This window comes from Roseovarius sp. B-10 (assembly GCF_056859295.1).
The window spans coordinates 75489-97157 of record NZ_JBSXOE010000023.1 but is presented as its reverse complement, the minus strand read 5'-3'; the positions used below and the strand labels follow the sequence as shown (position 1 = coordinate 97157).

19 protein-coding genes and 4 pseudogenes are annotated in these 21669 nt (G+C 60.9%); 12 read left to right on the top strand and 11 right to left on the bottom strand.

The window, feature by feature from the left end; translation table 11 throughout:
* Positions 1–33: 33 nt before the first annotated feature.
* The 8 genes from AC13D8_RS04815 to AC13D8_RS04780 all read right to left on the bottom strand — a co-directional run bounded on the left by AC13D8_RS04815 (position 34) and on the right by AC13D8_RS04780 (position 7841).
* Complete coding sequence (locus AC13D8_RS04815) at positions 34–1059, bottom strand: YeiH family protein (protein WP_482967878.1); 1026 nt, start codon at positions 1057–1059, stop codon at positions 34–36.
* A 235-nt stretch (positions 1060–1294) separates the two neighbouring features.
* Positions 1295–1663 carry a carboxymuconolactone decarboxylase family protein gene (locus AC13D8_RS04810; RefSeq protein ID WP_482967877.1) on the bottom strand — a complete coding sequence of 123 codons (369 nt, stop codon included), beginning with the start codon at positions 1661–1663 and terminating at the stop codon, positions 1295–1297.
* A 1-nt stretch (position 1664) separates the two neighbouring features.
* On the bottom strand, positions 1665–3353 hold the full coding sequence (locus tag AC13D8_RS04805; RefSeq protein ID WP_482967876.1) for a thiamine pyrophosphate-binding protein: 1689 nt from the start codon (positions 3351–3353) through the stop codon (positions 1665–1667).
* Positions 3354–3366: 13 nt separating this feature from the next.
* Positions 3367–4167 (bottom strand): alpha/beta fold hydrolase, encoded by an 801-nt coding sequence (locus tag AC13D8_RS04800; RefSeq protein WP_482967875.1) that lies wholly within the window; start codon positions 4165–4167, stop codon positions 3367–3369.
* Complete coding sequence (locus tag AC13D8_RS04795) at positions 4168–4764, bottom strand: amino acid synthesis family protein (RefSeq protein WP_482967874.1); 597 nt, start codon at positions 4762–4764, stop codon at positions 4168–4170.
* Positions 4754–5812 (bottom strand): LLM class flavin-dependent oxidoreductase, encoded by a 1059-nt coding sequence (locus tag AC13D8_RS04790; RefSeq protein WP_482967873.1) that lies wholly within the window; start codon positions 5810–5812, stop codon positions 4754–4756. Before AC13D8_RS04790 ends, AC13D8_RS04795 begins: the two co-directional genes overlap by 11 nt.
* 16 nt (positions 5813–5828) lie before the next feature.
* Positions 5829–7301 carry an aldehyde dehydrogenase gene (locus AC13D8_RS04785; protein WP_482967872.1) on the bottom strand — a complete coding sequence of 491 codons (1473 nt, stop codon included), beginning with the start codon at positions 7299–7301 and terminating at the stop codon, positions 5829–5831.
* Between the two features lie 9 nt (positions 7302–7310).
* Positions 7311–7841: a flavin reductase family protein gene (locus AC13D8_RS04780; RefSeq protein ID WP_482967871.1), complete on the bottom strand. Its 531-nt coding sequence runs from the start codon at positions 7839–7841 to the stop codon at positions 7311–7313.
* 123 nt (positions 7842–7964) lie between these two features.
* Between AC13D8_RS04780 and AC13D8_RS04775 the strand changes: the two genes are divergently transcribed.
* Positions 7965–8852 (top strand): LysR family transcriptional regulator, encoded by an 888-nt coding sequence (locus AC13D8_RS04775; RefSeq protein ID WP_482967870.1) that lies wholly within the window; start codon positions 7965–7967, stop codon positions 8850–8852.
* 28 nt (positions 8853–8880) lie between these two features.
* Here AC13D8_RS04775 and AC13D8_RS04770 read toward each other — a convergent pair whose 3' ends face one another.
* Entirely contained in the window at positions 8881–9072 is a 192-nt protein-coding gene (locus AC13D8_RS04770; RefSeq protein ID WP_482967869.1) for a hypothetical protein, read from the bottom strand.
* A gap of 113 nt (positions 9073–9185) precedes the next feature.
* Here AC13D8_RS04770 and AC13D8_RS04765 point away from each other — a divergent pair, with 113 nt between their 5' ends.
* The 5 genes and pseudogenes from AC13D8_RS04765 to AC13D8_RS04745 all read left to right on the top strand — a co-directional run bounded on the left by AC13D8_RS04765 (position 9186) and on the right by AC13D8_RS04745 (position 15178).
* Entirely contained in the window at positions 9186–10136 is a 951-nt protein-coding gene (locus AC13D8_RS04765) for an ABC transporter substrate-binding protein (RefSeq protein WP_482967868.1), read from the top strand.
* A gap of 83 nt (positions 10137–10219) precedes the next feature.
* Entirely contained in the window at positions 10220–11269 is a 1050-nt protein-coding gene (locus tag AC13D8_RS04760; RefSeq protein ID WP_482967867.1) for a quaternary amine ABC transporter ATP-binding protein, read from the top strand.
* Positions 11266–12849 (top strand): ABC transporter permease, encoded by a 1584-nt coding sequence (locus tag AC13D8_RS04755; protein WP_482967866.1) that lies wholly within the window; start codon positions 11266–11268, stop codon positions 12847–12849. Before AC13D8_RS04760 ends, AC13D8_RS04755 begins: the two co-directional genes overlap by 4 nt.
* Before the next feature lie 549 nt (positions 12850–13398).
* Positions 13399–14344 (top strand): annotated as a pseudogene (locus AC13D8_RS04750) (IS256 family transposase); the annotation flags it as partial.
* A gap of 129 nt (positions 14345–14473) precedes the next feature.
* A pseudogene (locus AC13D8_RS04745) lies at positions 14474–15178 on the top strand (IS6 family transposase).
* A 51-nt stretch (positions 15179–15229) separates the two neighbouring features.
* On the opposite strand, the pseudogene AC13D8_RS04740 reads toward AC13D8_RS04745, so the two are convergent.
* Positions 15230–15370, bottom strand: a pseudogene (locus tag AC13D8_RS04740) (transposase); the annotation flags it as partial.
* 138 nt (positions 15371–15508) lie between these two features.
* On the opposite strand from AC13D8_RS04740, the gene AC13D8_RS04735 reads away from it, so the two are divergent.
* Complete coding sequence (locus AC13D8_RS04735; RefSeq protein WP_482967942.1) at positions 15509–15613, top strand: LysR family transcriptional regulator; 105 nt, start codon at positions 15509–15511, stop codon at positions 15611–15613.
* Here AC13D8_RS04735 and AC13D8_RS04730 read toward each other — a convergent pair.
* A protein-coding gene (locus AC13D8_RS04730) for an IS5 family transposase (RefSeq protein WP_482967865.1) occupies positions 15597–16354 on the bottom strand; the annotation gives its coding sequence in 2 pieces (ribosomal slippage) (positions 15597–16030 and positions 16030–16354; 759 coding nt in all). The genes AC13D8_RS04735 and AC13D8_RS04730 overlap by 17 nt on opposite strands.
* A 50-nt stretch (positions 16355–16404) precedes the next feature.
* Here AC13D8_RS04730 and AC13D8_RS04725 point away from each other — a divergent pair.
* From AC13D8_RS04725 to AC13D8_RS04705, 5 genes and pseudogenes are all read left to right on the top strand, one after another.
* A pseudogene (locus tag AC13D8_RS04725) lies at positions 16405–16575 on the top strand (nucleotidyl transferase AbiEii/AbiGii toxin family protein); the annotation flags it as partial.
* A 174-nt stretch (positions 16576–16749) separates the two neighbouring features.
* Positions 16750–17766 carry a LacI family DNA-binding transcriptional regulator gene (locus AC13D8_RS04720; RefSeq protein ID WP_482967864.1) on the top strand — a complete coding sequence of 339 codons (1017 nt, stop codon included), beginning with the start codon at positions 16750–16752 and terminating at the stop codon, positions 17764–17766.
* 517 nt (positions 17767–18283) lie between these two features.
* Entirely contained in the window at positions 18284–20017 is a 1734-nt protein-coding gene (locus tag AC13D8_RS04715) for an acetolactate synthase catalytic subunit (protein ID WP_482967863.1), read from the top strand.
* Positions 20018–20042: 25 nt separating this feature from the next.
* The gene (locus AC13D8_RS04710; RefSeq protein WP_482967862.1) at positions 20043–21044 is read left to right on the top strand and encodes a dihydroxyacetone kinase subunit DhaK; all 1002 of its coding nucleotides are present in this window, start codon (positions 20043–20045) and stop codon (positions 21042–21044) included.
* Positions 21041–21646 carry a DAK2 domain-containing protein gene (locus tag AC13D8_RS04705; protein ID WP_482967861.1) on the top strand — a complete coding sequence of 202 codons (606 nt, stop codon included), beginning with the start codon at positions 21041–21043 and terminating at the stop codon, positions 21644–21646. Before AC13D8_RS04710 ends, AC13D8_RS04705 begins: the two co-directional genes overlap by 4 nt.
* Positions 21647–21669 lie beyond the last annotated feature (23 nt).

Here is a 21669-nt window from a genome sequence, read left to right as displayed (position 1 = left end):
GCGGCACCGGGCGCGCGCCGATGGGCCGGAGCGCTAACTGAGCAATACTGTCACCCCGCCCAAGACGAATGCTGCTATGAAGACTGTCTCGATCACGATCAGGGCAATGGCCTGCCCGCCGACATCCAATATGCGCTGCAACGATGTTTTCATCCCCACCGCGGCAATAGACACGAGCAGCGCCCACCGCGACAGGCGCGACATGGCCTGGGCCATCGCCTCGGGTACGACTCCGGCCGAATTAAGTATTGCAAGGATCAGAAACCCGATGACAAAGAACGGAAGGAGTGGCGGGCGTTTCTCTTGTTGCGTCTGCGCGGTCGCGTGACGCCGCAAAATTAACGCGATCACCAGCACCACCGGGGCGAGCATGGCCACTCGGATCAGCTTGACCAGCGTTGCCACTTCACCGGCATTCTCTGACAGGGAGAAGCCCGCGCCTACAACCTGCGCCACGTCGTGTATTGTCGCCCCCAGAAAAAGCCCCGCGACGTGATCGCTCAAGCCAAGGCGCTGGACCAGTATGGGATAGGAGATCATGGCAAAGGTGGACAGGACAGTGACGGAAAGAACCGTAAAGATCAGGTTCCGCTCGGAATGTTCGTTGCGTGGCAGAACTGCAGAGATCGCCATGGCTGCCGATGCCCCGCATATGGCCACGGAGCCACCGGTAAGCAGGCCCAGACGCCACCCCCGCCCCAGAAGCCGCGCTGCCAGCACCCCGATTCCGATGGTCAGCGCAACCGCGGCTATGACAAGCCCAATCTGACCCGCGCTCAGCCCTGCCAGAAGCTCGGTACTGATCCTTACCCCGAGCAGTGCGACGCCGAGGCGCAAGACATTGCGGGCGGTAAATTCTATGCCGGGTTTGCACGGCCCTTGCTCCGAAAGGAAATTCAGGGCGATCCCCAAAAGAAGCGCCATCAACATGGCGGGCGCGCCATAGTGATCGGACAGGAATTGGGCCGCCACGGCCACGACAACCGCCAAGAAAATACCTTGTGTGTTCAACCGCACCCAGTCACGCAGCGCGCGGGCCGCCGTCTCGATACCCATCATTTCAGATCAGATTGCTCCATGGCTAGCGGCCCACGCGATGTTGCAGCGTTTTCTCGAAACGCGGGATCGCAAGAGGAAACGCATTTTCGTTGATGCCTCCCCAGTCCAACGAGAGGCATAGCGCAAGCGATCCGGTCATTACCCGGTCGCGCTCGTCATGGGCCGCGAAGTTGCCTCAAAATGGTTTGATAAGGGTGATTCCGACGACCACACCGCCGTTCACCCTTGCCCTCGCTCAACCGTCCCGCCCTGCCTTTTCCGCCTCCTCCAAAAGGATCGGCACCCCCATTGTCATAGAATGGATGCCCATGATCGAGGTCAGCTGGATCACCTCAAGGATTTCTTCCTTGGTGGCTCCGGCCTCGAGCGCGTTGGCCATATGCCGCCGCGCGCCCGATGGCCAAAGATGCGTGGTGGCCACGTTGATCGCGATAAAGATCAGTTCCTTGGTCTTTTGATCCAACGGTCCGTTCTGTGGGACGCTTCGGAATTGCAGGAAAGCTTCAAGGTAATCCGGGTCCAGCTCTTCCAGCATGGTCCAGAACGGGTTCCAGTCGCCGGTGGCACGCTGCGCCTCGGTCGCGGGATAGGTGTTGTCGGCCATCTCAACCCCCTCTGTGCTTGAAACTGTCACGGCGGAACGAATAGAGCGCCGCCGGGTCCACCATGACGTCGATCACTGCGGGTTTGCCGCATGTCAAAGCCGCCTCGATCGCCTCGGCGGTTTGGGCCAGCGTATCGGCGCGGTAGCCCTTGGCGCCATAAAGCTCGGCGAGTTTGTCAAACGGCGGGCTGGAGATATCCGCGCCGATATAACGGCCATTGAAGAAATCCCTCTGATAGGCTTTTTCGGCCCCCCAGCAGCCGTTGTTCATCACCACGGTGACGGTGTTGATGCCATAATCCACCGCTGTGGACAGCTCGGACGTGGTCATGCCAAAACCGCCATCGCCCATCAGGCTGATCACCGGGCGGTCCGGCATGGCCAGTTTGACCCCAAGCCCGGCGGCAAAGGAAAAGCCCACAAGCCCGAAATCGAGCGGCGTAAACAGGCTTTGGGGCTGCCAGTAATTCAGCTTGTCGGTGGCCTGAAGGCAGAGCGTACCGGCGTCCATGGTAAAGGCGCTGTCCTGGGGGCAGACATCGCGCAGGGTTTTGAACAGGCCCGAGGGCTGGATGATGGAATTGGCCACATCCGCCTCGGCATCTCGGGTGGCAAGGAACGCCTGCCGCTCGGCCTTGTAGCTTGCGGTCCAGGCCTCCGCCTCGGCCCGGCGGCTGAGTTTCCCGGCCTCTGCCGTCAACTGTTCGGCGACTGTGGGCGCATCGCCCCAGATGCCCAAAGCCACAGGGAAATAGCGGCCTATGGCCGTCGGTTCTTGTTCCACATGGATGATCGCGGCGTCACGGTTGATATTGTCATAGCTGTAAAAGGTGGCGTTGAAGCCGATCCGCGTGCCAAGGGCAAGGATCACGTCAGCCTCTTTCATCAGCCGCGAGGCCACCTCGTTGCCGCGCGGCCCCATCTGGCCCGCGTTCAGCGGATGGCCAAAAGGGATCGCGTCGCCATGGCCGGGGGAAGAGACCAGCGGGCTGTCGAAAGCTTCGGCCAGGGCGATGGCGCGGTCGGCGGCGCCGGTGTTCTTGATGCCGCCGCCCACCATGATCACCGGGCGCGCGGCCCCGGCTAGCATCTTGGCGGCCTGTGCAATGGAGGCCTCGGGCGCGGCGGTTGCACCGACGGGGCGGTAGGCCTCGGGCTTTGGCATATCGCCAAACTCCGCCTGACCCGACAGCACATCGCGCGGCAGGTTCAGTTGCACCGGCCCCTTGCGCGGGGCGTTGGCGACGCGAAATGCCTCCTGCACCAGTTCCGGCACCCGGTCGGTCGAAGGCGCGGTCCAAGTTTTCTTGGTGATGGGGGCGAAAAGCGCCTGTTGATCCACCTCCTGAAAGGCATCGCGGTAAACATGCCCCGAGGCCAGTGCACCACCGATGGATACGATGGGCGTATAGGCGGCCTTGGCCTGTGCCAGCCCTGTCACGAGGTTGGTGGTGCCGGGGCCGTTTTGCCCGGCCAGCACGACGCCGGTTTCGCCTGAAGCGCGGGCATAGCCATCGGCCATATGGGTGCCTGTACGCTCGTCATGGACACCGATAAAATTGATCTCTTTCGCGTCGTAAAGCGCGTCGAACATCTCCATCGTGGCCGATCCGATCAGGCCAAAGACAAACTTGGTGTCCTCGGCCTTGAGGGCTTCGACGGCGGCCTGTCCACCGGAAAGCTGTGTCATGTGGTACGTCCTTTTATCTGACGAGCACGCGGTTCAGAAAATCCAGAACCGGCTGTGAAAAGAGGGCGGGCTGTTCGATCAGCCCAAGGTGTTGAAGTTGCGGCACGATAAGGGTTTCCGCGCCGGGGGTCTCAGTGGCGATGGCATGGCTCATCGCCGGGGTCGATCCGCTGTCATTCTCGCAGGTCATCACCAGCATCGGATGCGTCAGGGCCGGGTCTGGCGCGATCAGCTCGCGCACCCCTTCGGCCAGCACCTGCCGGTGTGCCGCGTAATTGGCCGGATCATTGGCCAGCACGATATCGCGCACGGCGGCGACCTGATCGGGGTGGTCGTGGCGAAAGCCATCGGTAAACCAGCGCGCCAAGGTGACGTCGATGCCCGCGGCCGGGCCACCCGCCGCCGTGGCGCGGGCGCGCTCCTCGACGATCTTTTGCTGCTCCTCGCCCCGGTCATGTGGGGAGTTGAGAATGGCCAGCGCAGATACGCGGCCCGGATGATCCATGGCGCAACGCCGGTTGATCATCCCGCCCAGCGAGAAGCCTACCAAGGCAGCCCGGTCTATGGCCAATTCATCCATCAACGCGATCAGTTGGTCACTGAGCGCCTTGAGTGTGACGGGGCAATCAGGCAACGAGGTTTCGCCATGGCCCAAAAGGTCATAGGTCAGCACCCGGTAGCGCCGCGCCAGCACCGGGGCGATGTCGCCCCAAGTACTGACCCGCGTTAGGCCAAGCCCATGGATCAGCACCACAACTGGAGTCTCCTCCGGGCCGGTCAGGTCATATGCGGTTCCCTGTTTCGAGACCGCCATTCAGACCCCCGCCGGATTATCGACGTCACGCCCCATATCGCGCAGGTCTTCGTAACGGTCGCCGATACGGTGGTTGGGATGCCCACCCACCGAGGCCCCCAGCGCCACGATGATCTCGTCCTCGGCGGGGGCATCGGCGATGGAGGTCTGGATCGTCTGGTAGTGCGAACGCCTTCCGCCGTCGTCCTTGTCCATCAGGGGAATGGTGATCGGGCAATTGGCCGCGCCCCGGGTGTTAGAGAATACCAGATAACTCTTGGCATTGATCGCCTCGCGAAACTGGTTGCCGAAATGCAGCGTGTGGGTCAGGGCCTGGGCATGTTCCAACTCGCCGCCCATGCCCACGACTGATGCCTTGCCGCAGCCTTCCAAACGGTCCCCCGTGACATCAAGCAACATGCCGGTCAGCAGCTTGCCGATTTCCGGGCCGTGCTCCTGAATTTCGGGGCGCATGTTTTCCACATGGCCGCGTCCGAACCACGGATTCTTTATGATCACCAGAGCGGCAACCAGAAGCGTTGGATCATCCACCTTCTTCCAGCCTTCGAGATGGGTGGTTTGCTGCCAAAGCAGCCTGCGACGGATCTCAACCGGCATGGGCCATTTCCTTCTCTGCGAATGCGGGCAAGACTTTGTCGATGAAGAGTTTCAGTGAGCGTTTCTGCTGATCCATGTCCAACCCCATGGAGGCGTAGTAGATGAAGCCATCCAGCCCCAGCGCCTCGTAGGCTTTCAGCTTTTCGATCACCAGTTCAGGCGAGCCGAACAACAGGTTTTCTTCCAGCGTGGCGGGGTCGTAGCGGAAGTTGCCTTCAAGGTCTTCGGGGGCCACCTCCTCGGGGAAGCCGTTGATGACATCGCCTGTCTTGGTCATCAGGTTGCCAAATTGACCCAGCTGAACGCGCACAGATTGCAGGGCGTTCTTCCGGTCAGCCTCGGTTTCATATACGGCCGCATGACGCATCATTGCCCAGCGGCCATCGTATTGGCCGCCATTTTTGATAATCGCCTCGTCCAGACGCGCGCGATAGGTTTCCGCCTCGGACATGGGCATGGTCAGCGGCCAGCTCAGGATGTTGCAGTTGTTCTGCACCGCATAATCGAAAGTGATCGGCGCGCGGGCCGCCACCCAGACCGGCACCTCGCCCTGCACCGGCTTGGGGCAGGAGGTGGCGCGCGGAAACTGCCAGAACTCGCCGTCGTGTTCGTAATCGCCCTTCCACAACTCGCGTACCACGGGCAGCATCTCCTGCATGTAGCGCCAGCTGTCTTTCTGATCGAGGCCGGGTTTCATCCGGTCGAACTCACGCTGATAGGCGCCCGAGCCGATGCCGAATTCCAAACGCCCATCGCTGAGCAGATCCAGGAACGCGGCCTCACCGGCAAGGTTGATGGGATGCCAATAGGCGGCGTTGACCACTCCCACCCCCAGCCGGATGTTCTTGGCATGCTCGCCCCACCACGTCAGTATCTGGAAAGGGTTGGGCGCGATGGTCATTTCCATGGCATGGTGTTCGGCGGCCCAAGCAATCTCGAACCCCGCCGCATCGGCCATTTTCACCATTTCAAGCGTATGGTCCCGCACGTCTTTCATATCCGTATCGGGGCTCATCCGCTCAAGATTGATCGCAAGTTGAAATTTCATGGTGTCCTCCCTTGGTTCATCGAGACACGAACTGGCTTGCCAGCGGTTCCGATGATGTGTTCATCCAGACGGTTTTCGGGCGGGTGTAGTCATAGACCGCTTGAAAACCGCTCTCACGGCCGTAGCCCGAGGTTTTCATTCCGCCAAATTCGGCAATCGGCGACACCGCCCGATAGGTGTTTACCCAGACGATCCCAGCCCGAACGGCGCGGGACATCCGCAAGGCGCGCGCGCTATCACGGGTGAAGATACCCGCGGCCAGCCCATGCACCGTGTCATTGGCCAGGGCCAGCGCCTCTTCCTCGGTCCGAAAACGCAGCACGCACAGGACCGGCCCAAAGAGTTCGGTATCGACGATGTGCAGATCGGAACTGGGGCAGTCGATAATCGTCGGCTCATAGAACAGATCCGACCCGGCATCGGCGCGCTTGCCGCCACAGATGATCTTGCCACCCTCTTGGACCGCGCGGGCCACCTCGCGTTCGATATTGTCCATCTGTCCTTGGGTACACAGTGGCCCCATGTCGGTTTCTTCGGCCATGGGATCCCCGATGGTCACGCCCCGCGCCACCTCGGACATGCGCTCAAGAAACTCATCGGCTACATCCTCATGCACGATTAGGCGCGACCCGGCGACACAGCTTTGCCCCGAGGCCGCGAATATCCCTCCGACCGAACCGTTCACGGCGCTGCCGATATCGGCATCGTCAAACACGATGAAGGGGGATTTGCCGCCAAGTTCCAGACTAATCTCGGCAAAGTTCTCGCGCGTGTTTCCAATGACATGGCGTGCTGATTCCGGCCCCCCGGTAAACGATACCCGCGCCACCAAGGGATGCGAGGTAAGTACTTTTCCGCACGGGTCGCCATGGCCGGTGACGATGTTGACCACCCCATCCGGGATACCCGCCTTGGCAATCATTTCACCGAATTCCAACATGGCCGCCGAAGCATGCTCCGATGCCTTCAGGACAACGGTATTGCCCGCCGCAAGCGCCGGGCCGATCTTGACCGCCGCCAGGAAAAGCTGACTGTTCCAAGGCACCACGGCCGCAACCACGCCAAGCGGTTCGCGGTCTGTGAAAACGAACATGTCGGGCTTGTCGATGGGAAGGGTTTCGCCATGGATCTTGTCGGCGGCCCCTGCGTAGAAGTGATAGAACTCGCTGATGTATTTCGCCTGCCAGCGGGTTTCCTTGAACATCTTGCCGGTGTCGCGGGTCTCGATCTCGCCCAGATGCTCGGACCGCTCGGCCAAAAGATCGGCCAACCGGCGCAGGCAATGGCCCCGTTGCGTGGCGCTCATCCTCGACCATGGCCCCTCGTAACAGGCTCTGTGCGCCCCGCGCACCGCGCGGTCCACGTCCTCGGCACTGGCTTCGGGAATCTCGGCCCAAGCCTCGCCCGTGGCGGGGTTCACTGTGGGGAAACTGCCCCCGTCCGAAGACGGCACCCATTCCCCGTCAATCAGCATCTTGTATGTCTTCATCTTGCGCTTTCAGTTCGCGGCCGCGAGGGCCATTTGAGTTTGCGGAAGCACCCTGTGGTAGCAGCCGTCGCTGTAAGCCAGGGGGCGGGATGCACCGGCCAACACGTCGCGCACATGACCGAGCACGATCAGGTGGCTGCCCGAGCGCACCGTTTGCTGCAAAACACAGCGAAAGGCCGTGGCCCCATCTATCTGCGGGGCCTCGCCGGGCGCACCGTAGCAGTTGATCCCCGAGAACCTGTCCTCGACCCAAGCATCATGGCGCCCGGCAAAGCGGTCGGCAATTTCGGCATCGGTCTCGGAAAGGACATTCACGCAGAACACGCCGTTTTGCGACACGGCCTTGGCGATCCGGCTTTCGGCGAAAAGGCACACCAGGACCGTGGGCGGGTCGGCGGAGACCGAGGAAAACGCGCTCACGGTGGCGCCGTGCCGGCCGGCGCCGCCATCGGTGGTAACGACCGTCACCGACGAGGCGACCTGGCGCATGGCGGCGATGAAGTCATCTCTCGCCACGAGTTTTGCGGTCTCTCGAAACATCTTGGCACTCCTGCGATCGCGGGCAGTTCTTAAACTGCCGGCACGTTGCCACAGAAAATAAATTCTTGAAAACGAAATTATTTGCTCTTTTAATTCGCGTAATTCGAATTTAGGGGTCGACATATGAACATCGTCTCACTCCAGACATTTATCGCCATTGTCGAAACCGGCAGCCTCGTGCGGGCCTCGCAGCGGTTGCATGTGACCCAGTCCACCGTCACCGCACGGCTCAAGACGCTGGAGGACGAGCTGGGTCAGAGGCTGCTCAACCGGCACAAATCCGGCACGACGCTCACCCCTGCGGGCACTAAGCTGTTACGCTATGCAAGGGTGATGACCGGCCTTTGGCGGCAGGCGAAATACGAAACTGCCCTGCCCGAAGGGCTCAGTTCTGTCTGCACCTTCGGTTGCGACCGCGAGCTCTGGCACGGACCAGGCCGGGCCTTTTTCAACGGTGTGGTCTCGGGGCATCCTGAGATGGCTGTTTCGGTAATGCAGGGCGGCGCAAGGGATCTGGAGACATGGCTTGCCGAGGGTATGGTCGACGTGATCCTCACCTACGACGCCACGCTGCGCGGCCACCAGACTGTTTATCCTCTGCCGCCAGAGGATCTGGCGCTCTTTTCCGACCGGCCCGACGCGCCTATCGATGGCGACCCGCTTTACATATTCGTCGATCACGGATCCGACTACCGCCGGAAACATGACGAGGTGTATCACGACGCGGGGGTGGCCCGACTCAGCTTCGACAGCTCCTGGTGGGCGCTGCAGACCATTCTCGACCGGGGCGGCTCAGCATATCTGCCCCGTGCGCTTGCGCAGCCATATGTTGAAGGAGGTCGGTTGCACGAACTTGTTTCCGCGCCGATATTCACCCGCAAGAAGCACGTTATCGTCAACGACGTGGCCTCCCGCAACTGGCCATGGTTTGAACCACTCGTCGGCAACCTGCGGGCACAGTCGGCCGATTGGCTCCACCGTCCAGACCAGACATTCACGATTCCCCGATAGTCTGCGGGGCGGGCTCGAGCGCAGACTTTCAGGACGCGCTGAAAGCAACGATGCCAAATATCGAAAAATCCGAACCAAATATATAAAAAGTTTCGCTTTTCAAATTATTCTGCTTCTGAAACTCTTGGGAACACATGCCACGTTGCTCGGGCCTTTGCCGCACTACCGGCATCAAACAGCCCGTCTTGGTGGCACAACCGGCACTGTCAGCGCGGGACATGGGGTGAATTCGGGCGCAAACGAGACATTCATTTCCAGTCCGGACATGCGCGCCAACTAAAGTCACGATCGCTGCCAACAGCATGCGACAGACCAACATGGAGGAATTCCCAAATGAACAAACTCACAGCCCTTCTGGGCGGAACCACTGCAATTTTGGCTGGCCCCGCGATGGCCGCCGATATTGTCATCGGCGTACCGAACTGGCCATCGGTCACGGTAACAGCCAAGATCCTGGAAACGGTGATCGAGCAGAACCTCGGCTACGATGTCGAACTGCAGAATGGCACCAATTCAATCGTGTTCGAGGCGATGGATTCGGGCTCGATGCAGATCCATCCCGAGGTTTGGATGCCGAACCAGCAGAACCTCGTCGACAAGTTCGTCAATGAAAAAGGCACGGTCGTGATGAGTGAAAAGTCTGCCGGCGCGTTCCAAGGCATGTGCGTCGACAAGGCGACCTCCGAGAAGTATGGCGTCACCTCGATCGACGATCTGACCCTTCCCGAAGTGGCAGAGCTGATAGACCGCGACGGCGACGGCAAGGGCGATCTGTGGATCGGCGTGACTGGCTGGCAGTCCACGAATGTCGAGAAGATACGCGCGAAGTCCTACGGGTATGACCAGACAATGGAGCTGATGGAGAGCGACGACACCATTGCCTATGCCGAGATGGACAACCTCGTGAAACAGGGCAAGCCGTGGATCGGCTTTTGCTACGGACCACATTACGCTTTTGCGTTGCAGGATCTCGTGCGCCTCGAAGAGCCGAAACATGACCCCGCGAAATGGAACGTCGCGCAGCCTGACGAGGACCCGAACTGGCTGGAGAATTCCGAGGCCGCGGTGGCCTGGCCGCCGCTCAGCATCCATGTCGCCTGGGCCAAGGCACTGGAGGAGGACTATCCCGGCGTCGCAAACATGCTGTCGAACGTGCAGCTGACGACCGATCAGCTGTCGGAAATGACCTATGCGCAGGTGATCGAAAAACAGGATGCGGACGAATACGCGCAGCAATGGATCAAGGATCACGAAGACGAGGTGCTGAGCTGGTTCACCCAGTGATCCAGCATTCCTTCATCTGACACCGGCGGGGGGCACCCGGATGAGTGGCGGCCCCCTGCATTCCGCCCGCGAAAGGAACTTCGATGAGCGAAACGGTCGTCAAGCTGTGCGACGTGTGGAAAATCTTCGGCAAGCGCGCTGTTGAGGCGATGCAAGCCGTTCAGAACGAGAGATTGGGCAAGTCCGAGGTCTTGGACCGCTTTGGATGTGTGATCGGTGTGCAGGGCGCAAGCTTTGAGGTGCAGCGCGGAGAGATTTTTTGCATTATGGGGCTGTCTGGCTCGGGCAAGTCAACATTGGTGCGCCATGTCAATCGCCTGATCGAACCCACAGCGGGGACAATCGAGATCCTCGGGCAGGACGTGTCATCGCTGTCCCAAGCCGAGTTGCGCCGAATCCGCGCCGAAAAGATCGGCATGGTGTTTCAGCACATGGCGCTGATGCCGCACCGATCGGTGCGCGACAATGTGGGGTATCCCTTGGAAATCCGCCACATTCCCAAATCCAAACGCTGGGCGGTATCAGATCATGCGCTGGATCTGGTCGATCTGGGGGGCTATGAGGACCGCTTGCCGCACGAGCTTTCGGGGGGCATGCAGCAGCGCGTGGGCATCGCCCGCGCGCTGGCCTCGGACCCGGAAATTCTGCTGATGGACGAGCCGTTCTCTGCGCTCGATCCTCTGATCCGGCTCCAGTTGCAGGACCAATTCAAGGCGCTAGTGGCACAGCTGCGGAAAACAACCCTGTTCATCACCCACGATCTCGACGAGGCCATCCGCATCGGCCACCGCATCGCCATCATGAAGGACGGGGTGATCGTGCAAATCGGCACGCCCGAAGACATCGTGATGAACCCTGTCGACGATTACGTGCGCGAGTTCGTTCAAGGCATATCCAAGCTCAAACTGATCAAGGCCCATTCCATCATGGCCCCAATCGACGAATTTCGCGCAACCGACGACCGGTCCCTCGACGACTCGCTTCGCGCCGATGAAGGGGCTGATCTGGATCAACTGATCGACCTCTCCGTCGAGACCTACGCGCCGATCATCATCACCGAAAACGGCCAAGACGTGGGTGTCGTGGATAAGGCCCGCCTGTTGCGCGGCATCCAAGGGGGCAAGCAGGTATGACCGACACCAGTACAGAACAGAAAATCACCGCGGCCTCGGATATCGAGGTCGACCGCGTAGCACTTAACCAATCCATCCACGTCTACGCGGGCCCAAATGGTGCCGCTTATGTGACGGCCTTTCACAAGATCCACAATGCGACCGGGTGGTTGCCCGTCACCTTTCATGTCTGGGCTGCGATCCTTGGGCCACTCTGGGCCGCCTCGCGCTCCATATGGGGCATGTTCTGGGCCTTCTTGTTGCTTGAAACGGTGGCCTGGGTGCAGATCGGGCGAGGGGCTTGGGGTGATCCCGGCGCCGATCTCGCGGAACGGGCCGCCCTGCAGGCCGACCGCGCCCAGGATATGCGCGACCGCGCGGCACAAGCCAGCGATCAGGCCGATATCGACCGGTTCTCGACATTGGCCGCGAATATCCAAAGTGCCGCCGACAGCAGCCTTGCCAAGGCACAGGCGGCACAATCCGAGGCAATGGGAATCTTGTTCACCGGGCTGGTATTCTTGCTGCTCATCAAGTTGCTGCAAGGCGTGATGGCCTACCCCGCCTGCGAAAAGCAATATGAACGTTGGCGCATCGACCCCGACAGCACCGAGCATGGCCGCTCCCTCAAGAACACGCTTGTGGGGGCAGCACTCACCGCCGCCATCGCGCCGCTCATCATTTACAAGTTCACCGCCAACGCCGCCATGGGCCTGCTGGAAGACTTTCCCGAGGATCGCACCTCGGCCCTCATTCTCGGCAGCGAGGATCGCAGCCTGTTTTCGGTGGTCGCGGGCTGGTTCGACGACCGGATCGACGCGGCGGCTTTCGCCGGGGGCGATGTGTTCGACGGGTTGGTTGGGGGAGTGCGCGCGGTGCTGGATGCGCTGACCGTGGCGCTCAACGGCTCTCCTTGGCCGGTGGTAATGCTGGTGATCTGCGTCACCGCATGGCGCGCCGCAGGACCGCGCGTGGCGATCTTTACGGCGGCCTCGCTGGCCTATATCGCGTTGCTTGGCTATTGGGCGGTAGCCATGGAAACCGTCGCGCTTGTCGGGGCCTCGGTCCTGCTCTGCGTCGCGATCGGAATCCCGCTGGGTATCTGGTTTGGCAAATCGCGCCGTGCCTATGCCGCAGCCGAGCCGGTGCTGGATCTCATGCAGACCCTGCCGGCCTTTGTTTACCTGATCCCGATCATCGCCTTTTTCGGCACGGGTAACCCGCCCGGGATCCTGGCCACGATCATCTTCGGCATGCCGCCGGTGATACGCCTGACCGCGCTGGGCATCCGCGGCGTCCCCGACAGCATCAAGGAGGCTGCCGTGGCCTTCGGCGCCTCGCGTTGGCAACTGCTCAAGGATGTCGAGGTTCCGCTGGCGTTAGCCTCGATCATGACCGGGGTCAATCAGACCATCCTGATGTGCCTGTCCATGGTCGTGATCATCTCGCTGATCGGCGGTGGAGGCTTGGGCAAGGAAATCCTCGAAGCGCTGCAATACGCGGCTAAGGGGCCGGGGCTTCTTGGGGGGTTCGCCATCCTGTTTCTGGCCATGGTGATGGACCGGATCGTGCAGGGCGCATTCCATCGAAGCGACAAGTGACCCATAGCCCCGCCTTGTCCTCAGAGCCGCAACAAGGCGGGGTAACACATGATATAGGCACCTCCATATAGGCACCTCCGATTTCAGAGGCGCTGGCAAACCTTTCTCGTTGCGGCTCGACAGGAAATTCCGAAACGATCCGGATGTCGGTCTGGGTTCAATCGACGACCGACAACAACCCCCTCCTACTTTACCAGATGTCGGTAATTTCAGCGTTGTTCGGCCCTGGGTTTGCAGCGCGTTGCGTGAGCAATCGAGTTTCCCGTTGCAAGGGGGCCACCAACATGCCGCATTTGCGGAAAATTTCTTACTGAGGGCGCGCAGCAAGTTTGTGGCACTTTCAATATGGGCGCGAAGCCGTCATTTGCCGCGCGAGGGACCAAGATCCGCTACAGCGCATCACTCACGCGGTAGTGCCCCGCCGGGTGGTGTAGGAGACCGCGCGCGGAGCCATTTGGCTTAGCGCAGCGCGCGGCCGGGTCTGGCGGCCACCGCGCTTCTTCGTAGTCTGAGGTTGTTCAAAGACCGATGACAACGAAGGAGAGCACGATGACCGAGACCATGATCGACCTTCCGAGCGTGATCGCCAAGAGCGATGATGCCGATTTTCTGCGCGAGCTGATCCAGGATGCTGCACAGCGTCTGATGGACATCGAAGTGGCTGCTGTCTGCGGTGCCGGGCACGACGAGCGCAGCCCGGACCGGGAGAACCAGCGCAACGGCTACCGACCGCGGCAATGGGATACCCGGGCAGGCACCATCGGCCTGAACATCCCCAAGCTGCGCAAGGGCAGCTATTTCCCGACCTTTCTGGAGCCGCGCCGCACAGCCGAGAAGGCGCTGATGGCTGTGATACAGGAAGCCTACATCCACGGCGTCTCCACGCGGGCTGTCGACGATCTGGTGCGCGCCATGGGACTGACGGGCACCTCGAAGAGCCAGGTCTCGCAGGTTCTGTGAGGAGATCGACGAGCGGGTGCAGGCGTTCCTGAACCGGCCTCTCGACGGCGACTGGCCGTTCCTGTGGCTCGACGCCACCTACGCAAAGCTGCGCCAGGTCGGGCGCGCCGCCATTGTCGCTCGGACCAATGGCGCGACAATGGCTTGCTCTCAATGGCGGTGATAGTGGCCGTCGCAGTCAACACGGACAGGCGGCGTGAGATCCTCGGGATCACCGTCATGCCATCCCGGGTCGAGACGTTCTGGGCCGGCTTCCTTCGGTCTCTCGCTCGGCGCGGCCTGCGGGGCGTACATTTGGTGATCATCGACGCACATGAGGGCTTGAAAGCCGCCATACGCAAGGTGCTCAGTGCCGGCTGGCAGCGCTGCCGCGTGCATCTCCGGCGCAAACCTCATGGCCCAAATGAACAAGACCAACAATCCGGTGGTCAGCGCCGTGTTGAAGACCGTCTGTGCCGAGAAGGATCACGACCAGGCCCATGCCCTCTGGCGCGAGGTTGCCGGCAGCCTGCGCGACCGTTTCCGGGATGTCGCCCGTTATGCCTCGCTGGACCCGCCCGCAATCGATCAGCAGGTCGAGGTGATCGTCGAACACTTCCGCCGCCACGGTCTTGTCAGAAGAACTTGGGTTGAGACGGTGCTGGGTGCAAGATAGCGTCTTGGGATGACGAAACGCTCCCCATTCAAGTACTTCAAAACGTCTTCAGAGATCATCCGCCTGGCTGTTATGCTCTGCGTTCGGTTCCCGGTGTCGCTCCGGAACGTGGAAGATTTGCTCCACGAGCGCGGCATTGATGTGAGCCACGAAGCCGTTCGATTTTGGTGGCACAGATTTGGGCCGATGTTTGCCAGTGAGATTTGAAAACGGCGTGTTGAGGGGATGAAGTCGAGCCGCTGGTGGTGGCATTTGGACGAGATGTTCGTGAAGATCAATGGCGAGATGCACTATTTGTGGCGGGCGGTCGACCACGAGGGGGAGGTGCTGGAAAGCTTCGTCACCAAGACGCGAGACAAGAAGGCTGCGCTGAAATTTCTAAAGAAAGCAATGCGCAAGCATGGAAAGCCCGAAGTGATCGTGACCGACAGGCTCCCGTCCTACGGGGCAGCCTTGTAGGAAATCGGTGCAGAGGAAAAGCAAGAGACTGGCCGTTGGGTGAACAACCGGGCCGAGAACTCACACTTGCCATTCCGACGACGCGAACGGGCTATGCTTCGATTTCGACGCATGCGAAGTTTGCAGAAATTCGCCTCCGCCCATGCCTCGGTCTTCAACCATTTCAATCAGGAACGCAGTCTCTCAAATAGAAACCAGTTCAAGCTGAACCGTGCCGACGCTCTCGCCGAGTGGCGCGGCCTCTGCGCCGAATAAGGGACAGTGTGGATGTCCCAACGGAGACTGGTTCGAATTAGTCTGTCAGCACCCGCCAAACTTCGCCTTCCATGCATAAAAGGTGCCTTCCGACATCCCGTGCTTGCGGCACAGATCAGCACACTTCGCGCCGGCCTCATGCTCGGTCAGAATGCCGATGATCTGTTCTTCGCTGTATCTCGTTCGCTTCATTGTCCGTCCCTTCGTTTGATCTGATCCCCGCAAACAGGACCGTTTGAAGGTGGAGTTTTCCGCTATGATTTCCCGGCTGGGAGAGGAGCGGAATCACATGAAGGCATCGAAGTTTACGGACGCGCATAATGCGGTTCGATCACCGAGGCGGCGCGGCGCCTGAACGTGACATCAGCGGTCGTGGCCCAGCGTCTTCGTGCATTGGAGGATGACCTAGGGTCAGGATTCATAACCAGTAGATGACGACTGCGGCGAGGGCGATGGCTGAAAGGAAGACCTTCGGACAGCGGTCATAACGTGTCGCCACGCGCCGCCAATCCTTGAGCCTGCCAAACATGATCTCGATGCGGTTGCGCCGTTTGTATCGGCGTTTGTCGTATTGCACGGTCGTCTTGCGCTGCTTTCGGCCCGGGATACAGGCGCGTATCCCTTTGTCTTTCAACGCGTCGCGGAACCAGTCGGCGTCATAGCCGCGATCCCCGAGCAGCCAGTCGACCTTGGGTAGGCTGCTCAGTAGCGCCCGCGCACCGATGTAGTCGCTGACCTGCCCAGCGGTGACGAACAGGCTGAGCGGCCGCCCTTGGCTGTCACAGATGACATGCAGTTTGGTATTCATGCCGCCCTTGGTTCGACCAATGAGGCGACCGCGCCCCCCTTTTTCGCGGCCATGCTGGTCGCGGTGCGGTGTGCCTTCAGGTAGGTCGCGTCGATCATCACGGTCTTTTCCTCGCCGTGTTCGGCGGCCAGACCGACCATCATCCGCGCAAAGATACCTTTCTCGCTCCAGCGCTTCCACCTGCTGTAAAGCGTCTTGTGCGGACCGTAGGCTTCCGGGGCGTCGCGACAGCGTAACCCGTTGCGGTTGATAAATATAATCCCGCTCAACACCCGCCTGTCATCGACCCGTGGCTTGCCGTGCGACTTCGGGAAGAAAGGTGAAATCTTGGCCATCTGCTCGTCGGTCAGCCAGTAGAGTTCGCTCATGTCACCGCTCCGTTTTTCGGGCCGTGAATCACGCAGCGCGTTGGAAATCAATGAATCCTGACCCTAAGGGCGGCACCGCGATCAACCTGTTCTACCTTGATCTGTCGCGCCTGTCGGTCGATATCGACCTGACCCACCTGCCGATCAAGGACCGCGATGAAAGCCTTGCGGAAATCAACGACACGATGGATCGCATTTCAGCATCCATCGAAGCGGGCATACTGTCAGATTATATGAGGGTTTTCCCGCCAGGCGCCGCTGCACACCTGGCGGACAATCGATCGCATGTTGCGGGAGGCTGGAAGCAAGTATCTAGACGGATGCCTTTGGGGTCTTTAAAAACGTTTCTAAATTTATGACCACCGCCTGTCGGTTTCTATGTCGAAGGAGCACGCGTGCCAGATCAGAAGCGAGTCACCATCAAAGACGTGGCGAGGGAGACCGGCCTCGCAATATCGACCGTGTCCAATGCTCTGGCGGGCAAGGAACTCGTCAAGCCAGAAACCCGTTCCTTCGTCGTCGAGACAGCCGAGCGCCTAGGATACCGTGCCTCCATCGTCGCGCGATCGCTGCGCGCGCAGCGCAGCTACGCGATCGGTGTTCTGATCGAGGATGTCTCGAATCCTTCCGCCTCGGCCTTCGTGCGCGGGGTCGAGGATGTGGCGATCTCCGCCGGCTGCACGCTCCTGCTAGCCGATACCGATAGCGATCTAGAGCGCCAGGTGACAGCGATGCGAACGCTTATTGACCGCCAAGTCGACGGCCTCGTCCTAATTTCTCAGCACCTCGCCGATCCTCGTGTTCGTGAGATGCTGACTTCAGGCACCCCGTCAGTGCTGATACAACGTCGAGACCCGAGACTCTCACTGGACTACGTGGGATCGGATAATGCCGGCGGCCTGATTGAAGCATTACGCTATATCTACAGGTTAGGGCATCGAAGGATCGGGTTCGTCACCGGTCCAATGCATTCCAGTTCAGCCCGTGAACGGCTTGAAGCTTTCCAGACAACGGCCACAGAACTGGGGTTCGAGGATTCCGAATCGCTGATCTATGAGGGGCGGTATAGCTTCAGATCAGGGCTGGAGGCGGCGGGTTTCTTCTCGGGTCTGCGAACGCCACCGACCTCTATCTTTGCGAGCAACGACATGAACGCAATTGGCCTGATGCAGGGGCTTGCGGAACGCGGGATGGCGACGCCGAGGGACGTCTCGGTCGTCGGTCTTGACGACATTGATTTGGCTGGCTTAAAGGCTATCGACCTGACCACCGTGCGGCTCGAGAAGCGCGCGATCGGCTCCGAGGCCGCGCGCCTTCTGCTGCGCCGGGTGACGGAACCGGATCGCCCAGCCGAGACGTCGATCCTGCCCACGCGTCTGATCGTGCGCGGAACTACCGGCCCTTTAACCTGATTAAGATTGCCGCTTGACGTGTACGGAGGTCTCTGTGTAGTGATAATAGAAACGTTTCGATATTTCGTTTTATATCGTGTCCGCGCCGACAAGGCTCGGCTAGAACGAAACTGGGGGAGGGGCACTCGCGCTCGTCCGCCTTGACGATTTGGGAGACCCAACATGGCGGCCGCCCCCGCTACCCTTTGTGAGACGCCCGCCAATGTGCTGGCCTACGGTGTCACTGACTGCGATGTGCACTTTACCAGTCGTCTCACCGAGTCCGCCGAGACGATCCGGGCGACTACCCCCTGTGCTTTGTCGATGCGGAGGGCGCGAAGGGGGTCCGCTCGATCCACCTCAGCATCGCCCAGGACGAGAAGCATACGCCTAGCTTCGATCGCGGTTCGTGCAATGACGTGCCCCTCACGCCGGTGCCCTCTAGGGAAAGATTCATCCGCGAGGTGATCGATCCCCGCAACCCAACGTTTCCGAATCCCGAAGGGGCGCCCGGCGCCCGAGAAACCGGAGCAGACAAATGAATGTACCCACGCGCAGCGGCGCGAATTCCCTCACTGGTGCCCATGTATTCGCAGCTGCGCTGAAGCGCCACGGCGTCGAGGTCATCTTTGGCCAATCGATCCCCTCGGCTCTCTTCCTTGCGGCGCCGGACTACGGCATCCGCCAGGTCGGCTACAGGACCGAGAACGCCGGCGCCGCGATGGCCGACGCCTATGCCCGTGTCAGCCACAAGGTGCCGGTCGTGACCGGCCAAAACGGGCCGGCTGCAACACTTTTGGTCGCGGGCTTGGCCGAGGCGCTGAAGGCGTCGATACCGGTTGTCGCGATCGTGCAGGATGTGCATCGGAAAATGACCGACCGCAACGCCTTTCAGGAACTTGACCACCTCGAATTGTTCAAGGGCGCGGCGAAGTGGGTCAAGCGCGTGAGCGAGGCAGGCCGCATCGAAGATTACGTTGACATGGCATTCACGGCCGCGGCCTCCGGCCGACCCGGCCCAGCAGTGCTTATCGCACCCATTGACATATTTGACGAGACCGTCGGACGGAGCGATCGCGCGCGCGACATAAGCCTTGGGACCTTCCCGCTCGACCGGGTCGGCCCCGACCCCGAAGCCGTGACACGTGCCGCCAATCTCCTCGCTGAGGCCAAGCGTCCGCTGGTGATCGCCGGCGGAGGGGTGCATGTATCCGACGGTTGTGCGGCGCTGGCTGCGATGCAGGAAGGTGCGTCTCTGCCGGTGGCAACTACCGCGATGGGCAAGGGCACGGTGAGCGAAACGCACCCGCTCAGCGTCGGGCCGGTCGGTTATTTCATGGGCACGTGTGGCCGCTCGAAGTTCATGCGTTCGATTGTCGAGGACGCCGACGTCGTGCTGCTGGTCGGCAACCGAACCAACCAGAACGGAACCGATAGCTGGACGCTCTATCCCGAGGGCGCGCGTTACATACAGATCGACATCGACCCTCAGGAGATCGGCCGAACCTACGAGGCCGAGGTCCGCATGGTGTCGGACGCGAAACTCGCGCTCGAGGCCCTGAACAAGGCGATGCTCGAGCGTGACTTGGGTGCGCGCATTTCGGCGCGTCCTGGCGTCGAGTCCCAGATTGCCGAGGGGCGCAAAGCCCATGCTGAGGAAGTCGCTCGCGTCGTCAATATGAACAATGTCCCGGTCCGGCCCGAGCGGATGATGCGCGACCTCGACAGTCTTTTGCGGCCCGATGACCTCGTCGTCGCTGATGCAAGCTATTCGTCAGTCTGGGTTGCGAATTTCCTCGAGGCTCGTGCCGTCGGACAGCGGTTCGTCACCCCACGCGGCCTAGCTGGTCTCGGGTGGGGCCTACCCTTCGCCTTGGGTGCTAAAGCCGCACGGCCGAATGCGCGGGTTGTCGGCTTGGTTGGGGACGGCGGCTTCGCTCATGTATGGGGAGAACTCGAGACCGCTCGGAGGATGGACCTTGGCGTCACACTCATCGTCCTGAACAATCAGATACTTGGCTACCAGAAACACGCTGAAAAAGTGATCTGGGGCGACCACAGTGATGTCGTCAACTTTGAGCCCGTCGATCATGCCGCCATTGCCCGCGCCTGCGGCGTGGAGGGGGTGCGCGTGGAAACTCCCGATGACTTCCTGCCCGCACTCAGGGCCGCGCTTGGGTCAGACGCAACGACGGTGATCGACGTGATCACCGACGAGCGCGCCTATCCGCCGGTCACCGCGTTCGAAGGCAACGAGCGCTTGAACTACTGAAGCCGTAAGACGTGGAGGCGAGACCTTGAAGAAACTGATCAACGACCCGACAAACTACGTCGAGGAGCTGCTCGAGGGCCTCGTTTCCGCGCATCCTGAACTGTCGCTCAGCGGGGAAAGTGGACGGTGCATTTCACGCAACGAACCGGGTGCCCATGGCAAGGTAGGAGTTGTGTCGGGCGGCGGCTCGGGTCATTTGCCCCTTTTCACCGGCTATGTCGGCCAGGGACTGCTCGACTCCTGTGCTATCGGCAACGTCTTCGAGGGGCCGAGCGTACAAGCCGCGCTCGATGCGATCCGCGCAGCCAGCGGGGGCGTGGGAGTGCTGTGCCTATACGGCAACTACGGTGGCGACTGCATGAATTTCGATATGGCCTGCGAGATGGCAGCAATGGACAACATCGCCACTCGTACCGTTTTGGGCACCGACGATGTTGCCAGCGCCGCTCCCGAAGAAGCCGATAAGAGGCGGGGCGTGGCGGGTATCGTGCTTCTTTACAAGATAGCGGGCGCGGCTGCCGCGGAGGGCCGTGACCTGGATGCAGTTTCAGCCGTAACCGAGAAGGCCGCGGCCGCTACACGCTCCATCGGGGTTGCCCTGTCACCGTGCCATGTCCCGACCGCAAAGGCGCCGAACTTCAAGATCTCGGACACTGAGATGGAGATAGGCATGGGCATCCACGGCGAGCCAGGTATCTGGCGAGCGAAACTGCAATCCGCAGACGCGGTCGCTGACGAAATGCTTGACAGGCTACTCTCGGAACTCGACCCTCCTAAGGGCAGCCGCATCGTTCCATTGGTGAACGGTCTCGGCGCAACGCCGCTCGAGGAACTGTTCATCCTGTGGCGTCGGGTCGGAAATCGGCTAAGCGACGCCGAACTGATTCCGGTGTCGCCGTTGGTCGGCAACTTTGTCACTTCGATGGAGATGTCGGGCGCGTCGCTTTCCCTGATGGTGCTCGACCACGAGCTCGAAACTCTCATGGCCGCCCCGGCACACTGCCCGTTCTGGAGGGTCGGTTCATGACCGTTACGCCCTCTGATCTGGCCGAGTTCGTCGCGGACGCACAAGCTGCGATCCATGAGGAAGAGCAGCGCCTGAATGCGGCCGACGCGAAGCTCGGCGACGGCGATACCGGCTCCATGCTTTGCCGGGTTATTGACGCGATGGTAGGGACCGACACTGTCGGCGCGGCCAGCTTGGCGGACGCCGCTATGGGCCTCGCTCAAGCGGCGATGAAGGAGACCGGGTCGAGCTTGGGTACGCTGGTAGCTACGGCGGCTATGGCACTCGCGAAGGCGGCGAAGTCTGCTGATGGTGAGATCGGCGCAAGTGATATGGGCCGTGTCGTGACTGAAATGCGCAACGCCGTCGCAGCGCGAGGCAAGGCCGCATCTGGTGACAAGACTATAGTCGACAGCCTCGACGCCATCGCGACGGCCTTGAATTCGGGCACGCCGGACCACACGACAGCCGCAAAGGCCGCAGCCGACACGCTCGAAGCGTTCCGCAACACGCCTTGTCGTATCGGCCGGGCCCGCATGTTCCCTGAGCGCAGCATCGGTTCCGACGATCCTGGCATGCTCGCTATCGCGCTCGTTCTCAAACACGCAACCATGAAGCAATAACCGAAGTGCTGCACTTACCGGAG